The following is an 18,644-nucleotide window of genomic DNA, read 5'->3' as shown; positions in this document are numbered from 1 at the left end:
GGATGGGATTGCTCGTGATAATGCAGGCGCCACTTCGTCGTCTCAGTGAGTGCACGGTAATTTGACTTTCTAATCCCGAGAGGGCTGCCGAGGAGGAGGGCGAACGATAAAGTAACGGTGGCGCGGAGGAAAAGACTGTCCTTGAACGGATGGCAGCCCTGCGGCGCCAGCTCCTTGGCAACCTCACCGACGCTCTGACGCTGCTCATGAAGCTGGGTGATGCTCCGGACGCAGGAGTCGCTCACGCTCTTGGGTCGCAGCGCGAATGGGAGAAGGTCTCGAGGCTGGCAGTCAAGGTGCAGTCCAGGATCTACTCCAACGAACCCGAAGTCGACAACGAACCCGAAGTCGACACCAACGACGAGGAAGACGCTTCCTGACAGACGCGGCGCTGGGGCCGTCATATGCGCCGGCGGTCACTGCGAACGATCTTCTTAGACCATGGACAGTGGACAGATGACGAACCCACATCATAAGTCCCTGTTGTATCCGATCACATGCCGGTACGGGCGGCCGGTGAAGTCCGAGAGGATAAAGCGGTCCAGCACGAAACCCTTGAACTGCAGAGAGCGTCGTCGACTCGACAGCTGCGGAGTGATTCCGATGATCGTGTTGTGCTGCGCCAGCGTCCATGGCCCGGTGTGATGCATGACTTTCGGGGTGGTGGAGTCGTCGGGGATCTCGATGCCGTCGCGCTCGTGGCGGCCGCGGCGGGAGAGCTGAACCAGCCGGACACCGCGATCGGCCAGAAGGGGCAGAATGAACCGCTGCGACAAGGTGAGGGTGTCGGTGAACTCCGAGCCGACGACGGCGTGCAGCACGACCAGATTCTGGGGGGGCGACGCCGTGCCGGGTGGGGTTGGTGAGGATTTCGGTGAGGTAGGCGGAGCTTTCCACACCGGCACCCCAGGACACCACGTCGAGCGGACGGCGACCGCGCAGGTTCTCGAGCGAGACAGCGCCGGCTCGGTCATTGCGGCCCTCGCCCGTGGTGGACGCTGCGACGAGCAGGTGCGGACGCCGCCCGACCCGGCTGCCCGGGTTCGCACCTGGCGTGGCCCGGCGGCGACACCCGCCGCGGTATCGCCTGCGTCGTCGGCAGGTGCGGGAGCGGGCACCGGAGGATACCGGTGTCGTAGGCGATAGCGACGGCGTGCGCGCGGTTGCGGGCCGTCAGCTTGGCGAGGATGTTCTTCACGTGGGTACGGATGGTCTCGTGTGACCGGAACTCCTTGAGCGCGATCTGGATGTTGCTCAGGCCGCGGGCGACGTCGTCGAGGACTTCCTGTTCGGTAGCGGTCAGTGTGGCTGGCTGGGACATGCTCGGATCTCCGATGGCAGGTGGCGAGGCGAGGGGGCTGGCCGGGCAGCGCGGCGCGTGCGCTGGCCCGGCCAGCCCCGAACCGCGAGCCGGCTCGCCCGGGGGAAGGCGTGCCGCTCGGGGATTCCCGGTTCATTCAGGTGGCCTCGCGTGGGGGTGGTGTGCGGACGACCGCGGTCACCCAGGTCCCGCCGTGGCGCCGGTCAAGGTCTCGTGCCTGCGGCCGGACGTCGAGGTGTCGAGGTGTGGCCTTGACCGGTGTCGCGGGACCTGGTCGCGTGATTGAGGCCGCACGACACCGCGAGGTCACGGCTGCCCGGGAGCCACGGCATCGGGTGCGGGCGCGCGATCGGCGGTCCATGCGATGAGGGCGTCGGCGGCGGCGTGGACGGAGTCGTAGCGGGGCTGCTCGTCGTCGGGCAGGTCGGGACGGAGCACGGATCCGGTGAGGTTGCGGGGTTCGTAGCGGTCGAGCACGCCGGCGGTGACATGGTGGACGGTCCCGACAGCGCGGCCGTCGACACGCACCGTCCAGACGTGATCGAACTGGTAAGCCGCGCGGGCCGGCGCGGTGCGCGGGTGGTGCTCGGGGTAGCGGTAGGCGGCCCACCAGTTGGTGACGGAGCAGTCGATGACGTGGTCGCCGGCGTTGACGATCGCGGTTGACCGCGTCACGGGCCAGCGCCGGGCCGACGAGGTCGGCCAGCATCGTGAACGCCTCCCGCGCCTCGCTGATCGCGGCCAGGGCCGGCACGGCCTGCTCCCGCAGTTCTGTCGCGTTCAGGTGCCCGAGTTCGGTGTTGCGGTCGGCGTAGGCACGCTCGTCGGTCAACCCGCGGATCCAGCGAGGGGCGAGCGCGTCCAGGCAGGCGATGCAGTCGTGACAACGGTAGATACTCGGGCGCGACACCGCGATCGAGATTCCGTGACCGGTGTTCGTGCAGCCGTCCGTGCCGCACGCCATCGGCGTGATGGTGCTGGTGCTCATGGCAGAAGTCCTTTTCGTGAGCCGGAACAGCGAGCGAGGGCGGGGACCGGAGAGCGTTCAGACGGCGGCGAGGACTTTGTGCAGGGTCGCGGCGGCGGTGCGGTCGTGCTTGCCCAGTTCACCGGTCATCACCCGGGTCATCATCGCCCTGCTGAGCGGAGCTGTCCTGCTGGGTATCCGCGGCCAGGTTGCGCTACCGGCGATCTTCACGACGCTGAGTGCCACCATGGCCACTGTGTTCGTGTTGCGCAAGCACGATTCGCAACAAATGCGGGCCGTGCTCACAGCGCAGGCGCGAATTGCCCGTTCTATGTCCACATCGGCGGATCCCGCCGGGGTCATCGGGACTGGGACCCGACCACCCGAGCACTCCACTCTCGCAGAATAATCTGGTCGGCGCCTACCAGGAGGCGAGTGATCTGGAGCGGCGATCGCTGCCCGAGGTCGCCACTGCCGACAGCGAGCGGGTGTTGGGATCCGATCACCACACAACCAGGACCATCCGCCCGGACCTCGACAGGGGTGCAACCGATGCAATGCTGCCTCACCGTTTCGGTACCGCCTGCGGTGGCGTCGAATGTTCGCTTGTCGGCATGAGAGTGCGTTGAGGTGTGAGGCGACCTGCACCCGGTTCTTCCAGAAGTCCTCCACCCGAGGTATCAGTTGCAGCGGTATGCCTGGCGGGGGTCGTGGTCGTAGCGCAGGCTGCTGCGTCCGACGGCGTGAATGAGGTTCTGCCAGAAGCGATCGGGCGTCAGTGGCGCCCGGACGGACTCGAGCATTTCCCGATCAGGTGAGCAGGCGAAGATGCCGCGGATCGCGTCGACGCTGGTGTCCACGACGTCGCCGTACCGGGTCAGTTCGGTCGAGGTTTCGTTGCTCAGCTCGGCGATGTCCCAGACGCTGCCTGCGTATTTGTTGTGACCGATCCGGCGTTCCGGGTAGGGAGTGGAGTGAGCGGCGGTCGGGTTGGCCAGGCCGATCGGGTCGTGCACCCACACGTCCAGAGGCAGGAGCAGGCCGGGCCCGCCGATGTTGAAGAACTGGACGATGGTGCGTCCGTCGGTCGTGGGGTAGCGGTGCCAGACGCCCTGCTTGTTCTGGACGAGCACGGCCGGTTCCTGCCCGGTGGCGAGCATGGCGTTGATGGGGCCGGCCATCGCGGTGAACTCGTCGAAGTCCTCGGCCAGGATGGGGTGTTCGTGGTGGCTGGCGGCGACGTAGGCGGCCCGTTCGTCGGCGACGTCGATGGTGTCGTTCGCCAGCCCGGTCAGGTCGGTGTCGGTGCGCAGCCACCCGCCGGCGATCACCGCCCATACCGCGAGCGCGACGATGGGGACGGCAGTCGCCCGGGTCAGCCGCACGGCCAGCACAGGAAGTAAGAGGCTGAACAGTGCGGGCAGGAGCATGCGGCCGTGCATGAAGTCTCCGCCGACCCGGACCACGTAGGTGGCCAGGGCCAGTCCGCCGATCAGGGGCACTGCCAGGACGACCGCGACCGTCCGGTCTACCCGGGTTCGCCACAGGCGGATGCCGCCGAGTAGCACGCACAGGACGAGGGGGATCCACAGGTAGTAGGGCCCGGTGAAATCGGTCAGGTAGTCCCAGCCGCGGCTCCACAATGCGCCGGAGGCTTCCTTGACCAGGGCGGTGTTGGGGGTGAGCAGGCCGTAGTAGCCCATCCGGAAGACCTGGTAGGCGACCGGCAGAGCCGCGGCCGCAGCGATCCACAGCAGGGCGCGGCGCCAGCCTCGCCATTCCAGCACCAGCAGTCCGATGCCGCCCACGGCGCTGAACAGCGCCAGGTCCGGCCGGACGAGCACGCCCAGTCCGACGACCAGTGCGGTAACCGTGACCGGGCAGGCGGGTGTCCGGCGGGCGTGGCGGGCGAGCAGCCACCAGGTGGAGCCGAGCCACAGGGTGATCAGGCCGGTTTCCAGCCCCGAGGTGGCGAAGTCGAGGAAGGGCGGCAGCACGACCAGCACAAGCGCCCCAGCCGGGACGACGAGCGCGGAACGCGCGGTGCTGACCAGTCGTCGGGTGCCGTCGAGTGCGAGCAGGAGGCCGCCGATGGAGCAGAGCAGTCCCAGGATAACGGCGAGCCACTCGAGGCGCAGGCCGGGGATCCAGCCGAACGCGACCAGCAGGTAGGTCCACAGGGTGCTGGTGTTGGACTCGACGCGTTCACCGGCGTTGAAGACGGGACCGTTGCCGGCGAGGATCTGGCGGACCGTGCGCAAGACGATCATGCCGTCGTCGCTCATCCAGCGCCGGTTCCAGGCCAGGACCGCGAACACGGCTACGGTGAGTCCGAGCAGGAGCCAGGTGCCCCGCGTGGCCCGTCGAGTGCCGGGTTCGGGGGTCTCGCTCGCTGGGGCGGGTGCGTCGTCGACGACCGTGCTCATCTGCGGAACGCTCCTCATGCCGGTGGGTGATGCCTGGTTGAGCCGTCCTGAGCACCCGCATTGCATGGGGATCACGAAGCGGACCTGGCGACTGCGAGATGTGTCTTCCGCTGATGCCGTCTTACCGGTCAGATGTCAGCAGATGATCACTCGTCGCTCGGCGCGCAGCTTATCAACCGGTCTGCGGGCCCGGCCGGACCTCCGGCCGGGCCCGCAGTGTCCTACTGGATCGCGATCGCGCGCGGGACGGGAACTTCGGGACTGAAAGCGAAGTTGCCGTGCCAGGGCGCGCTCGTGTCGAACTTCGTGCCGGTGGACAGGGCGACGTAGACGTCTCCGGCGGTGCCGCGGGTGTAGGTGATGATGTCCGCTTTGCCGTCGCCGTCGAAGTCGCCGGTTCCCGGCAGTTCGTCGTTCGCCGCGAAGTACTCCTGCCACTTCTGGGCGCTGCCGACGAACTTGGTGCCGTCGGAGAGGGCGACGTAGACATCCGCGGTGGTGCCGCGGGTGAAGACGGCGATGTCGTCCTTGCCGTCGCCGTTGAAATCGCCGATCGCCGGCGTCTCGGTGTTGTAGGCGAAGTCGTCGTGCCACTTCTGGGCGCTGCCGACGAATTTGGTGCCGTCGGAGAGGGCAACGTAGACGTCACCGGTGGTGCCGCGGGTGAAGACGGCGATGTCGTCCTTCCCGTCGCCGTTGAAGTCCCCGACATAAGGCTGTTCGGCGTTGTAGCCGAAGTCACCGTGCCACAGCGCGCTCGCACCGAACTTGGTGCCGTCCGACAACGCGACGTAGACGTCCCCGGTGCTGCCCAAGGTGAAGGTGGCGATGTCGTCCTTCCCGTCACCGTTGAAGTCCCCGACAGCAGGTACTTCGCTGTTAGCGGCGAAATAGTCGTCCCACATCACGCCGTTGCCGTCGAACTTGGTGCCGTCGGACAGGGCGACGTAGACGTCGGCGGTGCTGCCGCGGCTGAAGGTTGCCACGTCGGCTTTGCCGTCGCCGTTGAAGTCGCCCGAGAGCGGGATCTCGACACCGACGGAGAACCGGTCGTGCCACAGCGCGCTGGTGCCGGTGAACTTCGTCCCATCCGAGGACGCCACGAAAACGTCTCCGGTGGAACCTCGGGTGAACGTGCCGATGTCGCCCTTGCCGTCACCGGTGAAATCGGTCAGAGACCGCGCCCCGGTGGTCGCCGTGAACAGAGGGCTGGCGCCACCGGTCGAGGCGACAACCAGGTACGACCACGTCTTGTGCGCGGTCGCCGAGTGGATGAAGGTGGCTGCCTTCGTGGTGCCGATGAGCTGAGTCGCGCTGTTGGTCGCCGGACCAGCCGAGTTGGCGTAGATCGAGTAGGTCGCGTCGTCGGAGGCGGCCAGCGGCGTCCAGGACAGCGTGACGCCGTGGCCGACTGCCTTGGCGGTACCGACGATCGCCTGGTTGCGGATCCAGCTCGCCAGGTCGTCGACCCTGGTCCCGGTTGTGCCCTGCCGGGTTTCCTTCTCGGCGAGACAGTTGTGCTGCCAGGACGCGGTGACCACACCGACGGCGACCTGCTTGCCGGCGTTGTCTTGGCGGAACACCGGCGCGCCGTTGTCTCCCTTACAGGCGTCTGCGCCGTTTACGCCTTCGAGTCCCAGGGTGGTCGCGGTGGTGGAGGGCGCCGTGAACTGGGTGGTGTGGGCCTGGTTCGGAACCCACTCGTCTTGCGTGCGGCCCAAGCCGACGATCGAGAGATTCTCCGTCGCGCCGGGCGCTCCTGCGGTGGCCGGGAGTGGCAGCGGGGTGACGTCGGTGATCGTGGTGTCGAGGCGGGCCAGGGCGACGTCGCGGTCGGACCGGACGATCAGACTGGTCACCTTGGCCACGTGGCCGCCGGTTCCGGACAGATCGGGCCGGCCGACGGTGACGGTGGTCTGCTTGGCCGGCGTCCCGCCCTGGGGGTTCTCGGGGAAACAGCTGGCGGCGGTGAGGACGAGGGTCGGTTCGACCAGGGCTCCGCTGCAGGCCCGGCCGTCCATGTTGATCTTTGCGGCGAAGCCGGACGTGCCCGACGGGCTGCCGGATCCGGGATCTGTCGGCTGTGAGGGGTCGGGCAAGACCCCGGTGACGACGAGCTGCAACAGAGTGGTCGGCTGGCCGGTGGGGTTTGCCCCGACTCCGACTGGGGTGCTCCCGCTGGGTTTGACCGCGACGGAGGTGTGCTGGCCAGTGTCGGTGGTCAAGTCCGCAGTCACTTGGTGTCCCGTCCCCGACACCTGACCGTCCCCGCGGATCTCGAAGACTGCGGGAACTTTCAGTGAGAGCTGAGCTGTGGGCGCAAGGGCCTTGAAGCAGATGGTTTTGTTCAGTGTGGTGACAGGGTCATCGGTTGTCCGAACCCGGATCAGGCCAAGATTGCCCTCCGGTGCCGTGGTGCAATCCGCGAAAATCAGATGGCCGTCCCCTGAAATCAGGGTGACTCCGTAATTCGCCAGGATGTCGGCTGCGCCGGGATAGGCGAAATCCTCCACAGGCGCGGTCTGCAGATCCGTTGGTGCGACGTCTGCCATGGCAGGAGCCGCCGCGCCGATGAGCGTCGTTGCCACGACGGCGGCAAAGATGCTCGGTAGGGCCTTCGATCGATTTCTCATCGATGTCCTATCTGTCCGTTACGTGCGCCTTTTTGTGGCATGCACCGCCGGACGTATCGGATAAAGCGGGGAGCTCTTTACCGAAAATGAGAGTGATCTATGCCATATTTTCCGACGGATGACGGGTAGCTAGCGTGAACGACGCTGCCTCTACCGGGCGGCCTTGTCGCGAATTGTGTGCGCCATTCGGCCGTACAGCTTTGGTTCAAATGAGGGGGAACTGGGTGATGTTGGCGCGCCAAGAGCCGACCCGGGTGGTCGTCGGGCTGGTCTTGATGGTCATCACGCTGCTCGCAGGATTGCTAATGGCGCCGACAGCGCTGGCCGACTCTGAGCCGCCGCCGAACACTCCAGCACCGCCGATGACAGACCGCGATCGGGTCTTGGAGCTGTGGCGGTTAGGTGGTGCCACGGTAAAGGCAGATGCGGCGACGGCGCTGATCGGGACCGACGCCGACATCACGGCCTTCCTGACCGTCAAACTGCCGCAAGACCGCAAGGTCGACGACCGGACCAGTGTCAATCGGATCATGGCCTCGGGTGGCCCGACCGTCAAGCATGCAGCCCAACAGGCCCTCGACTCGACCAGCGATGCCGCGATTTCCACATTCCTGGCGTCCGGATTGCAGCAGCCTTCAAGTCTGGACCGACGGATTCGCGTTGACCAGATGCTCGCCGTCGGTGGTCCCCAACTGCAAAAGGCTGCACAAGCGGCGTTGGACGCCGACACTGACGAGGCCGTGCAGGACTTCCTGGACACCGGGTGGAAGGAACCCTACGCGCTTGACCAGCGGATCCGGGTCGATCAGGCATTGGCCGTCGGAGGGCCGGAGACCCGCGCCGCCGCGCAGCGGGCACTCGACGCCGACACCACCGACGCCTACGCCCAGTTCCTCAATCACGACCGTGAGGTCGCCGAAGCCCGTGACCTGGAGACGTCCACGATCGCCCAGCTAGCCGGGGCAGCGAAAGACGCAGGTGAGGAAGCGGCGCGAGAAACACAGGCGTCCAAGGACGCCTCGGCCCGCGCCGTGACCGAGGCGCAGCTGGCCAAGCAAGCCGCCGAGGCGGCGGCAACGGCGACCGCGAACGCGCACAATGACGCGAACGCCGCCTCCGCCGCGGCCGTGCAGGCTGCCGATGCCGCCGACAAGGCTGCCTCGGCCGCGCGGGAAGCGGTGGGCGCGGCGAACGCCGCCAGCGTCGCCGCCCGCGTCGCCGCCGGCGCTGCCACCCGCGCTGCGACCGCAGCGACCAGAGCAGGAGAGGCAGCGTCCCAGGCATACAACTCCGCCGCCGCGGCAGCTACCGACGCGAAAAATGCCGACACCGCCCGCCAGGCCGCAGAAACGGCACGCACGGCCGCTCAAGGCGCCCGAGACGCAGCTGCAGCTGCCAGGTCTGCGGGTGATGCAGTCACCTCAGCCAAGGATGCAATCGCGGCAGCCGGCTCTGCCGGGAACAATGCCGCAGCAGCTGCACGGGCCGCCGAAGCTGCCAGCAAGAACTCCGCGGTCGCGAAGGCTCAAGCTGCCAAGGCGCGGCAGGCTGCGGCTAGTGCGGCGGCGAACGCTGCCCGCGCGACGCGCGCGGCCCAAGCCGCCACGGCCTTCGCCGATACCGCAGCTACTGCTGCCTACGCCGCGCAATCTGCGGCCGAACGAGCCGCCACCGATGCCGACGCCGCTGCGGTGGCTGCGCTTGATGCTGCCAACCACTCCCACAACGCCACCGAGGCCGCCAACCTCGCCACCACCCACGCAAACGCCGCAACTCAGGCAGCCCAAGCCGCCATCACTGCAGCCAATCAGGCAAAACAGGTCTACGACGCAGCCAGGACCGCCGACGCCGCCCGCCTCGCCGCCGAAACCGAACGCGACGACGAACTCGCACTCCGCGTAGCCGCTGCAGCCGACCAAGTGTCCATCGCCGACCGCTGGAACGAAGCCCAGGCCGATCTGCGTGCTGCGGAGACGAACCGCTTGATCAACGAAGCGACCGCATCCGGCACTGATCCGGCTCTCGCCCTGGCGGACGCCCGCAAGGCTGCTCTGGCCTTGGCTACCGAGGGTGGCCCGTGGACGCAAGCCGCCGCCCAGAACGCGCTCGCCGGTCCCGACGTCATCGCGATGGACTTCGTCCGCACAGGCCTCGCCATCGCCGCCGGCCAGGACGACCGCGTCACACTGATGAACCTCGAACGTACCGGTACCGATGGATTCAAGAAGGCAGCCGACACCGCCTTGGCCGGAAGTGACGCCGACGTTCAGGCGTTCTTGCGCAGTCAGGACTACCCCGGCCGGGAGCTTGACGACCGAATAGCGGTGGACCGCATCCTCGCCGCTGCTCAGCAAGCCGGAAACTTGGCCACAGAGGCTGCAGCGCAAAAGGCCCTGGACGCCGACACCGACCAGGCTCTTCGGCGCTTCCTCGGTTCCGATAACACCACCGCGGCGGTCAACGACGACCGGATCAAGGCCAATCAGATCCTCGCCGCCGAGACCAGCGGACCGCAGCTGCGCGCAGCTGCCCAGATTGCGCTCGACGGCACCCCGGCGATGGCCCACGACTTCGTCGTCTCTGGGCAGTACACCGCAATCCAGCAGGACCAGGACAGCGCCGCTCACGACGCCCAGGTCTCGGGTTACCTCGCCCAAGCGATGCAGACTGCACAGACCGCGGCGCAGAACGCGGACCTGGCCCAACAGGTCGCCGCCACAGCCCGCGGAGCGGCTGCCGAGGCTGCTGGCTACGCTCAGCAAGCGGATAATGACCGACAGCAAGCAGCTGTTTTCGCTCAACAGGCCCACCAGTCTGCTCTGGCGGCTCAAGACGCCGCCACGCGGGCCGCGAACTCGGCCGCGACCGCCAACGCAGCCGCGGCGTCTGCGCGCACGTCCTCACGCAGTGCCGCGATGTCAGCAGCGTGGGCGAACTCTTCAGCGAATCTCGCCGCGCGGATGGCCGCAGACGCCTACGGTTCGGCCCGCGACGCCTTCAACGCGGCTTTGGCAGCCGGAGGCAGTGCGGACAAGGCAAGGACTGCCGCAAACGACGCCGTGTCGGCAGCGCTCGCCACGGTGGAGCGCCAGAAGCAGGAAGCAAACGCGATCCTCCTGCTGCACTGCAAGAATCTTCCCGGCGGCATCGGCTACGACGAATGCATACGATTCGCGCAGATGTCCGACGCCGATAGAGTGATGCAGGCGTTCAGCAACGACTCGCTTTGCCAGCACACCGACAACATGGGACAGGCGTTCAAAAATGCGTGCATCGACGCCGAAACCAGTCCCACTTTCGCCACTGACCTCGCCTTCACAACGGCAGCGCAAGCGCTCAATGAACTGAGTGCCATCTATGGTCAACTGGCCACCGTAGAAGGAGGTGTTCTCGGTCTCGCACTTTGTGCGGCGTTCGAACCCTGCGGTGTGCTGGCCCTCTCGATCATCCCCGAAGGCACAGTCTTTATCTCCTGGATGGCAATCGCAACCGGCGACGCATTAGTTACGGCGCGAATCGGCGGCATCTACGAGGATCTGTTCGTCGACACAGAGCTTACCGAGGCTAACATCGTCGGGGACGCGATTGCTGGCGCTCGCGGGTGCCGATGCCGAGTCGGTGACATACTCGGAGATCCATCGCGTCTCGGAGGCTGGATACCGACAGAGATCCCCAGTGAGTCTCGCGCCGTAATCAACGACATTGAGACTTATGGCGTTGAAGCACAGGGCGCGGGCCCGCAGCACATGGGTCCGATTGTTCCGAGAACTTACGAGAACGGCAGGCCGGGAAGCACCGCGTACCGACTCCCGCTGATCGACAGCAAGGGAAACCCGATCACCTATCGCGAGTGGGGTACGGTACAATCAGCCCAAAATCCGAAGCCTGGTGGTGAACGAATAGTGACAGGATCCGACGGGTCGATCTACTACACACCGACGCACTATCAGACCTTCATTGTGGCGCGACCCGGACGATGAGGAACTCAACAATGTGGAAAGATCTGACTTCGGGTGTAACCGTACTGCCTGATAGTGAAAAGCTGGCGATCGTCGATGCGTTGCCGCCCTCGGGTCTCCTTGCTGCTGCACGAGTCAGCGGCACGAAGGCGGTGGATGCTGATGGTGTATTCGATCAGATTTCCACCGATTTCAAGTTCCCGACTTGGTTTGGATGGAATTGGAACGCTCTCTCTGATTGCTTGCGCGACCTTTCGTGGCTGCCTGCAGATCGATACTTGGTTATCGTTGAAAACGTGTCGCACCTGCTGGCTGAAGATGCAAGCTACCGGAAGGACTTCTTTCAAATCTTGGATCGAGCGGCTAAGCATTGGGAAAATCCTCTGAATAAGCCGGGTGGTTCGAAAATTTCATTCCGGACAATTTGCTTGGCGCCGGAGGCGGACGTCAATAAGATTCGGGGAGAGCTGGGAATTATTGGTTAGCATCTTGAGCTTGAGCTCTATAATATTTAGCCAACTGATTTTGGTTGGCTTTACTTTCAGTGGAGCCGCTGGGATAGACTTCTTCGTCTAGGTGGGCAGCGTGAGGCGTTGGCGTCACGTCTGTATCGTCGCTTTCGCCCGAGCGGCGCGGAATCAGTTGTCCGGGTGAGCCTCGTGTGGTCAACTAGTTTGTTTGGTGCGGAACGCAATCTAGGCGGCATCTTGATTCCGCGAGGGGCGATTACCTGCGGGGGCACCGTCGTGTCGGTCGGCTCCGGCTCTAGTCGTCTAAGTGGGCGATGTCCTCCGGCGGCGGAATCGCAGGTCGGCACGGTCGGGGTTCGGGTAAGGCCGGGCTTGCGTCGCTCGTTTGGCTATCAGGGGGCGTATTGACCGGTGTGCAGTTGCGAGTTCCTCCGCCGACCATTCAGCGGCCGGTTCCGTCCGTCGTTGAGTGCTTACAACGCGTTCTGTTAGCGGCCGTCTGGCTAGGTTGCTGCGGTACACGCAAGGGACACGAGGTCCGCTCATCGGCATGAGCGGTTGTTGGCGTCAGTCGTCGCCCGTGACGTCCAGGAGCAGGTCACCTGGTAGCGCGAGCAGCCGGCGAAGAAGCAATCGATCGAGTTCGATGGCGTGTTCGGTCGCTTGTGATGCCGCCAGGCAGAACCAGTCGGCCACATACCCTCGATCGGTCAGCTGCCATAAGGCGTCAGCCTTCGGCTCAAGCTGGTCGAGAAGCCAGTGAAGATGATCGGTGACCTCGCTGCTGGGTGGCAGCTTCGACGAGAGCAGCCACAGCGATCCGCGGCGGGTGGCGCTCGAACGGCCTCCTACCTGGTCTCCGGCCTCGAATGCCTGCGAGGGCTCTAGGTCGAGAAACCGAGTTACAGCCGCAGCACTTCCGCTGTGATCGCTGGTGAGCCGAAACGTCGCACCTGTCCGCATCCCGGCATCATGGCGCGCCAGGCCCCTCTGCCGCGAGGCAATACATGTGAGCCGTTCACGCTGTCTTCGGCATGACCGGGCGTCGGTACCGGGGCTGACCGGCGAGACAGCCGGGATCAGTTTCTACGTCCAGAACGAAAATCGAGGCAAAGGTCGGGCGAAGGCTGATGGCTGACCTCCGGGGCCAACGTCGGGAGGGTTGAGGTCGCTCCAGTGGGTACGCCGTACTCGTTTTCGAGGTCGAGCCGCAGCCCTGATCAGTGAAGAATTGTCCTAGGGGCTCGAAGTTCCACTGGTACGGATGACATGGTCTTGGTATGAGTGCTGAGAGTGAGCACAGTCGGTGGACAGCGGCTGAACCCGAGCGCGGGTACATCCGCGCACGATTGCGGCTCCTGACCGCGGGGCGAGGTGGTCGCCAGAGCCCGATCCGCTCCGGATATCGGTCGCACTGGGGTTTCCCGCCGGACCTCCATCCGGACAGCCATGACGCACCTTTGACGCTGGAGGTGGTCAAGACGCTCTCGCCCGGTGAACAGGCGATGGTGCGGCTTCACCCGCTCGTGCCCGATCTCTGGCCGCCGGTCACTTCGGGTTTGCGGCTGTCGGTGTACGAGGGAGCCAGAATCGTCGGTCATGCCGACGTTGTGGAGGTCGTGCCGCCAACTCGATGAGCAACACGATCTGACCGCGTCGGCAGCGCGGCGTGGGACGAGGGTGGTTCAGGCGAGATCTTGGGGGGCAGCACGATGCGCCCGTGGGTTTTGCGGTCGGCCAAGGCTTGATAGGCGTCGCGCACGGCGGTCAGTGGAAACGTTGCGGCGATGGGGATGTGCAGGTCGCCGGTCGCGGCGAGGGCGGCCAGGTCGGCCAGCGCCGGGAGGCCGCCGGCATCGGTCGTCCCGACGGACTTGACGCCCTTCTCTTTCGCTCCGCGGTAGTCGACGACGGTGTTGATGCGGTCTGCCGCAACGCCGAGGCCGAGAGCGAGGTCGAGGTAGCCGCCACCGACGGTGTCGATGAAGGCATCGGCTCGGTCGGTCGTGGCGAGGATCCGTTCCTGTTCGCCGTCGCCGTACTGGACCGGCTCGATGCCGTGGTGCCGGAGCAGGTCGAAATGGGCGCGGCTGGTCAAGCCGATCACCCTCGCTCCGGCACGGAGTGCGAGCTGGGCGGCGGTGAATCCGACGCCGCCCGATGCGCCCGAGATCACGAGGGTCTCGCCCGGCCGGGGTTCGACCGCCCGGATGGCGCCGAGGCCTGCCATCGGTGTGGTGTAGAGCGAGCCCGCGACGTCCCAGCAGAGGGCTTGCGGTTTGCCGACCAGCTGGTCTGCGGGGATGGCGACGAACTGGGCGTGGGCGTCCCAGCTCTGGAGCCTGCCCAGCACCGCGTCGCCGACGGTGAAACCGGGCACGTCGGCGCCGACTGCTACGACGTCCCCGGCGAGATCGCGGCCCGGCGTGTACGCACTGCCGTGCAGCGCCGGCAGCGCCCCGGGGGTTGAGCGCGCCGGCCTCGACCCGCACGACGACTTCGCCCGGGCGGCCACGGGCTCGGGGACGTCCGCGAGGTAAATCCCGTCGAGCCCGAAGAACGGTCGTAGCGTACGGCTTTCATCGTGTCTCCCGGTTTTGCGAGTGGTTCGGAGAGGACGCTCAGGTACGGCGCAGCAGCGGTAGGAGGATGTCGTCGACGAGATGCTCGACGAACGCGGCGTCGCACGGCTCGCCCACGACCACGACGCGATGCACGATCAGCGCCGGAGCGACCTCGGCGAAGAGCGTTGCCACCCCGGGTGCCAGGCGCTCGAGTCCGTCCGTCATCGCGGTCTGGTCCCGCCGCAGGATCCGCCGCATCGCCTGGGCGAGCCGCGCGTCGTTGCGCATGCCGGTGAACACGGCCCCGAGCAGGCCCACGTCCTGTTCGGAGATGCTCCGCGCGAGCCATGCCGCCAGGGAATGGACGTCCTCCCGGAGATCTTCTCCCGCGAGCTGTGGAGGCTCCGCGGGCGCCCGGTGCTCGTCTGCGGCGGCGACCAGCGCGGCCCTGTCGGGATACCGGCGGTAGATCGTCGTCTTGGCCGCCCCGGAACGCCCGGCCACCGCCTCGATCGAGAGCTGCTCGTATCCAACCTCGGTCAGCAGTGCCAGTGTCGCGTCGAGAATGGCCAGGTCACGGCGCGAATCCCGGGGCCGTCCCATCGCCGAGGGCCGGGTCGTGCCGCTGGACTCCGACGCGCTCACCTCGCACCTCACTTCCGCTACGCTACAGTTTCGTATCGAAAGGACTCCGTTCGATCCCGGTCTGCAAGCTGCGGGGGAACGGTTCGGCATCGCGGTTGGCGTCGTGCTCACCAGTGGCGAAATCCGGTCGCTGTGGGAGGTGCCCCCGACCTACCATCGCGACGAGCCCGCCCAAGGCGCATCTACCCGGTAAGGGTGCGTCCTGCCCGTCGCACGGTGGGGGTGGCTGCCCGTTCGAGCCGGGCCGGGTCCGGGAAACTCACGCCTCGACGGGAGGTGTCGGGGTTTCCGCATCACCGCGCTCATCGGCATGAGCGGGTGTTCGCACGGCACGAGTTTCGTTGTTCGTGACCGGTGAGATCGCCGGCGCGCGTCGAGCCCCCCGGCCAACCTCGAACCACCTCAGCCCCTCGCGACCTCGGCGGTGTGCGCGGGGGTGTAGCGCTCGCCCGTCACCTGGCTGCTGAGCGGGTCGAGCCCGGCCAGCGCTTCGGCGTCCAGGACCAGCTCCAGTGCGGCCGCGTTCTGTTCCAGCCGGGCGGGGTTGCGGGTGCCCGGAATGGTTGCCACCGCTACCCCGAGCCGCTCGGTCTATGCGTACACCCAGGCCAGCGCCACCTGGGCCGGGGCGGCACCGAGCCGGTCAGCCACTTCGCGCACGGTTTGCGCGATCTTCTCGTTGGCTTCGCCGGCCTTCCCGGTGAAACGGGGGTTGGTGCGCCGGAAGTCCTTCTCCCCGAGTGTGGAGCGGTCGAGGGTGCCGGTCAGGAACCCCCGCCCCAGGGGCGAGTACGGCACCAGCCCGACCCCCAGTTCGGCCATCACCGGGGTGACCGCTTCGACGTCACGGGTCCACAGCGAAAATTCGCTCTGTACCGCGGTAATGGGGTGCACCGCGTGCGCCCGGCGCAGCAGCTCGCCGTCGACCTCGGACAAGCCCAGGTGGCGGACCTTGCCCGCCTCGACCAGCTCGCCCATCGCGCCGACGGTCTCCTCGATCTCCACGTCCTGGGGCGGGCGGTGGGCGTAGTACAGGTCGATCACCTCGACGCCCAGCCGCAGCAGCGAGGCATCGCACGAGCGCAGCACGAAGTCCCGGGCACCGCGGATCCGGCGGGCCCGGTCGCCGGCGCTGCGGTCGATGCCGAACTTGGTGGCCAGCTGTACCTGGTCGCGGCGGCCGTGAATGGCCCGGCCCACCAGTACCTCGTTGTGCCCGGTGCCGTAGGCGTCGGCGGTGTCCAGGAACGTGACGCCCAGACCCAACGCCCGGTCGATGGTGGCAAGGCCGCCGTCCCAGTCGGCGGCGCCGTAGCTCTCGCTCATCCCCATGCACCCCAGGCCCATCGCGCTGACGGTGAGACCGGGCGAGCCGAGCGTGGTTCGGGAGTTCATGGGCGGACACTCCTTCTGCCCGGCGGACCGGGCGGTGCTTTCGAGGCTGACGAACGCCTGCGACGCTAGGGCCTGGAGCGCGCTCCAAGTCAAGCCGGAGGGCCGGCTTCCCGCCGGCTGGTCAGGCGCGGGTGAGTGAACCTCGAAAGATGACCTCACCGCGGCATGAGCGGATGTCTGCGGTCGACGTGCAGCGGCCCGGCAGCCTGAATTCTTAGACTCTCGGCATGTTCGAGTACCACGGGTGGATAACGCTTCGCTCGACTGCCGAAGCGCTCGATGACGAACCACCCCTTCGTCTCGACGAAATCCGGACCCTGGTCGACGAGCTCGCCGGATACGCGTTGATGGATTTCCAGCCGATGAACGGCACCTACTACATTCATCTGGGCGGGAACCCGAATCGCCGCGGGCAGCACGGAGCAGAGGTGGTCGACTTGTTCGCCAAGGTCGGTCAGCTCGCCCCCGGGTCATATGGGTTGCTGTACCTCCACGACGACGAGGATCCCGAGCACATGCTGAGCTTCCGTGTCTTCCGACTGGCCCGGGGCATGGTCACTGAGCACGCCGACCACCTTTTGTCACCTGTGATCCCCACGTTGGAAGATGCGGAGGCGAGCTGACCCGACGGACGCGCGTCCGCTCGTCGGCACGTGCGGGCGTAGCGGCAGTCGCCACGACCTTGAAGCTGTGGGCGAGAAGTCAGGGTGTTGAGGAGCCGGTGAAGAGCGCCATCTCGACGCGGTCCGGTTCGTCGCCGAACTCGGGACGGGTGGACTGGTCCGCCGCCCAGCGCAGGTAGGCCAGCCAGGTGTCGACTCGTCAGGCTGTCCGGTACTTCCCGGCCGGCCCGGCCGATGCGGGCAGCCGGCTAGCCACGACCCGATCCAGGATCAATGGCTGGATCCCTCCTTCGGCTCGGCGGTAGCCGGCGAAGTAGAGCAGCTTCCTGAAGAAGGCCGCTCCGAGGCCGGGGAGCTTTGCGGTGGTCGTGAACCGCTCGTAGCAGTCTCCGAGCGTGGCCGGGTTGACGGCGTCCGGACGAAGTCTGCCGAGCGAGGCTTCTAGCCGTTCGACAGCAGGCTCCCGGGCCAGGATTCGGCCGGTCCGGAATGGCCCGTACCCGTGGATCCTGTGGCCCCAGGCCAGCACGGCCGCCGCGAACTGCACGCTTGAGACGTCCCGGGTACGCCAGTGTTCGGCGTGGGCGAAGACCTCGCTGTGCCAGACCTTCCCGGTGGAGGCGAAGCCTGCCGGCCAAGCACCGGAAGGGAGTCAGGCCACCCACCGCGTCACCGTGACCGGGATCGGCCCCGGCTCACCGGGGAGCGCACCATGTGACACGAGCACGATGTCGCCGGGGAGCGGGAGTTCATTACATCTGTTGGATTCACCGGAAGAACAAGGGAGCCTGTTCTGGACATGGACGCCGATTTTGGCGAGGATGGCGGTGCCATGGAACGTTTCGAGACCGCGAGCCTGCCGATCATGGCCGGTCAACGCGTCCGCGCCACGGTGCTCAGCCATCACCCGTGGGGCGTGATCGCGCAGATTGCCGATTACGACCAGGTGGGTGCCTCGGTGGACATGATCGAGCAGTTCAGCCGGACGACCGTCGGCGACGAGGAACTGAGGTCACTGTTCCCGGCGGTCGGCACGGAGATCGACGCGGTGGTCGAGCAGGTCCGGCGGTGGTCGCCTCCCGCGTGGGTTCGGCTGAGCATCCGGCCCAAGGATCTGGAGTCGTTCGGCTGGCCGTGTGACTTCTGCGGTCGGCGTGCGGTCCTGAGCGCGGGCGGAGATGGCCTGGTTATGGATGTCCGGAGCAATGACGGTCCCGGCAGTCATACGGTGATCGCCCACCGCACCTGCCTCGCGGACCGCGTCGACCCGGGACGCATCGGAGAGCGCGCACGAGCACTCGCGGTCGGGCGCCGTAGCACCTGACGTCGCCACCGTCAGTCTTTAGCCGGCATATATCGCTCTAGCTGGCTGGAGGCACGCTCAGCGGCATGAGCGGAAGTCGCCCGTCAGTCCGTCGACGCGATGGCGTCTTTGATCGCTTGCGCGGCGCTGTCGAGGAGCGACCTCTCGCGTTCCGGGGGACTCGGCCTTGATGGTCCAGCCGTCTCCTGCGTAGCGAGCGATGACGTGGAGGTGGAAGCGGGCGGTGCTGGGCGCAGGCGCACCTCCGGTTCCATCCAGTCACCCTACCGCCGCTCAACGGCACGAGCGTGCCGCTGGCGAGCTTCATGTGGAGGGGC

At 66.7% G+C, this 18,644-nt stretch carries 14 protein-coding genes and 2 pseudogenes; 5 read left to right on the top strand and 11 right to left on the bottom strand.

Annotation, left to right across the window (positions count from 1 at the left end; genetic code table 11):
• Window positions 1-149 precede the first annotated feature (149 nt).
• Window positions 150-380: a hypothetical protein gene (locus ACIQWX_RS47895; protein ID WP_400886318.1), complete on the top strand. Its 231-nt coding sequence runs from the start codon at window positions 150-152 to the stop codon at window positions 378-380.
• 90 nt (window positions 381-470) lie between these two features.
• On the opposite strand, the gene ACIQWX_RS47890 is transcribed toward ACIQWX_RS47895, so the two are convergent.
• The 6 genes from ACIQWX_RS47890 to ACIQWX_RS47865 all read right to left on the bottom strand — a co-directional run bounded on the left by ACIQWX_RS47890 (window position 471) and on the right by ACIQWX_RS47865 (window position 7,302).
• A complete protein-coding gene (locus ACIQWX_RS47890; RefSeq protein WP_400886315.1) occupies window positions 471-821 on the bottom strand; it encodes a hypothetical protein in 351 nt (116 codons plus the stop codon).
• A 149-nt stretch (window positions 822-970) separates the two neighbouring features.
• Window positions 971-1,321, bottom strand: a complete 351-nt coding sequence (locus ACIQWX_RS47885; protein ID WP_400886313.1) for a helix-turn-helix transcriptional regulator — start codon at window positions 1,319-1,321, stop codon at window positions 971-973.
• A 306-nt stretch (window positions 1,322-1,627) separates the two neighbouring features.
• A complete protein-coding gene (locus ACIQWX_RS47880; RefSeq protein WP_400886310.1) occupies window positions 1,628-1,996 on the bottom strand; it encodes a hypothetical protein in 369 nt (122 codons plus the stop codon).
• A 370-nt stretch (window positions 1,997-2,366) separates the two neighbouring features.
• Window positions 2,367-2,534, bottom strand: coding sequence for a hypothetical protein (locus ACIQWX_RS47875; RefSeq protein ID WP_400886307.1), 168 nt, complete (start codon window positions 2,532-2,534; stop codon window positions 2,367-2,369).
• 434 nt (window positions 2,535-2,968) lie between these two features.
• The gene (locus ACIQWX_RS47870) at window positions 2,969-4,714 is read right to left on the bottom strand and encodes an arabinofuranosyltransferase (RefSeq protein ID WP_400886305.1); all 1,746 of its coding nucleotides are present in this window, start codon (window positions 4,712-4,714) and stop codon (window positions 2,969-2,971) included.
• A 221-nt stretch (window positions 4,715-4,935) separates the two neighbouring features.
• Window positions 4,936-7,302 (bottom strand): FG-GAP-like repeat-containing protein, encoded by a 2,367-nt coding sequence (locus ACIQWX_RS47865; protein ID WP_400886302.1) that lies wholly within the window; start codon window positions 7,300-7,302, stop codon window positions 4,936-4,938.
• Window positions 7,303-7,556: 254 nt separating this feature from the next.
• On the opposite strand from ACIQWX_RS47865, the gene ACIQWX_RS47860 reads away from it, so the two are divergent.
• Both ACIQWX_RS47860 and ACIQWX_RS47855 read left to right on the top strand, forming a co-directional pair.
• Window positions 7,557-11,327 carry a hypothetical protein gene (locus tag ACIQWX_RS47860; protein WP_400886300.1) on the top strand — a complete coding sequence of 1,257 codons (3,771 nt, stop codon included), beginning with the start codon at window positions 7,557-7,559 and terminating at the stop codon, window positions 11,325-11,327.
• 11 nt (window positions 11,328-11,338) lie between these two features.
• The gene (locus ACIQWX_RS47855) at window positions 11,339-11,791 is read left to right on the top strand and encodes a barstar family protein (protein WP_400886298.1); all 453 of its coding nucleotides are present in this window, start codon (window positions 11,339-11,341) and stop codon (window positions 11,789-11,791) included.
• A gap of 552 nt (window positions 11,792-12,343) precedes the next feature.
• On the opposite strand, the gene ACIQWX_RS47850 is transcribed toward ACIQWX_RS47855, so the two are convergent.
• The 4 genes and pseudogenes from ACIQWX_RS47850 to ACIQWX_RS47835 form a co-directional block, all read right to left on the bottom strand.
• Window positions 12,344-12,739, bottom strand: coding sequence for a DUF4279 domain-containing protein (locus ACIQWX_RS47850; protein ID WP_400886296.1), 396 nt, complete (start codon window positions 12,737-12,739; stop codon window positions 12,344-12,346).
• Window positions 12,740-13,373: 634 nt separating this feature from the next.
• Entirely contained in the window at window positions 13,374-14,156 is a 783-nt protein-coding gene (locus ACIQWX_RS47845) for a zinc-binding dehydrogenase (protein WP_400886293.1), read from the bottom strand.
• Window positions 14,157-14,397: 241 nt separating this feature from the next.
• A complete protein-coding gene (locus ACIQWX_RS47840) occupies window positions 14,398-14,985 on the bottom strand; it encodes a TetR/AcrR family transcriptional regulator (RefSeq protein ID WP_400886290.1) in 588 nt (195 codons plus the stop codon).
• A gap of 402 nt (window positions 14,986-15,387) precedes the next feature.
• Window positions 15,388-16,380 (bottom strand): annotated as a pseudogene (locus ACIQWX_RS47835) (aldo/keto reductase).
• A gap of 227 nt (window positions 16,381-16,607) precedes the next feature.
• Between ACIQWX_RS47835 and ACIQWX_RS47830 the strand changes: the two are divergent.
• Window positions 16,608-17,003: an Imm7 family immunity protein gene (locus ACIQWX_RS47830; RefSeq protein ID WP_400886289.1), complete on the top strand. Its 396-nt coding sequence runs from the start codon at window positions 16,608-16,610 to the stop codon at window positions 17,001-17,003.
• Window positions 17,004-17,202: 199 nt separating this feature from the next.
• Here ACIQWX_RS47830 and ACIQWX_RS47825 read toward each other — a convergent pair.
• Window positions 17,203-17,625, bottom strand: a pseudogene (locus ACIQWX_RS47825) (hypothetical protein); the annotation flags it as partial.
• A gap of 177 nt (window positions 17,626-17,802) precedes the next feature.
• Between ACIQWX_RS47825 and ACIQWX_RS47820 the strand changes: the two are divergent.
• On the top strand, window positions 17,803-18,327 hold the full coding sequence (locus ACIQWX_RS47820; protein ID WP_400886286.1) for a hypothetical protein: 525 nt from the start codon (window positions 17,803-17,805) through the stop codon (window positions 18,325-18,327).
• Window positions 18,328-18,644 lie beyond the last annotated feature (317 nt).

The organism is Amycolatopsis sp. NPDC098790 (assembly GCF_044759945.1).
Lineage (GTDB): Bacteria > Actinomycetota > Actinomycetes > Mycobacteriales > Pseudonocardiaceae > Amycolatopsis.
Note: the sequence above shows the minus strand (reverse complement) of the source record. Positions and strands in the feature narration are given on the sequence as shown.

What these genes read in the sequence shown, in the direction of transcription:
- ACIQWX_RS47895 (WP_400886318.1), top strand. Translation starts at nt 150, where the DNA reads ATGGCAGCCCTGCGGCGCCAGCTCCTTGGCAACCTCACCGACGCTCTG.
- ACIQWX_RS47885 (WP_400886313.1), bottom strand. Translation starts at nt 1,321, where the DNA reads ATGTCCCAGCCAGCCACACTGACCGCTACCGAACAGGAAGTCCTCGAC.
- ACIQWX_RS47870 (WP_400886305.1), bottom strand. Translation starts at nt 4,714, where the DNA reads ATGAGCACGGTCGTCGACGACGCACCCGCCCCAGCGAGCGAGACCCCC.
- ACIQWX_RS47860 (WP_400886300.1), top strand. Translation starts at nt 7,557, where the DNA reads ATGAGGGGGAACTGGGTGATGTTGGCGCGCCAAGAGCCGACCCGGGTG.
- ACIQWX_RS47855 (WP_400886298.1), top strand. Translation starts at nt 11,339, where the DNA reads ATGTGGAAAGATCTGACTTCGGGTGTAACCGTACTGCCTGATAGTGAA.
- ACIQWX_RS47850 (WP_400886296.1), bottom strand. Translation starts at nt 12,739, where the DNA reads ATGCGGACAGGTGCGACGTTTCGGCTCACCAGCGATCACAGCGGAAGT.
- ACIQWX_RS47830 (WP_400886289.1), top strand. Translation starts at nt 16,608, where the DNA reads ATGTTCGAGTACCACGGGTGGATAACGCTTCGCTCGACTGCCGAAGCG.
- ACIQWX_RS47820 (WP_400886286.1), top strand. Translation starts at nt 17,803, where the DNA reads ATGGACGCCGATTTTGGCGAGGATGGCGGTGCCATGGAACGTTTCGAG.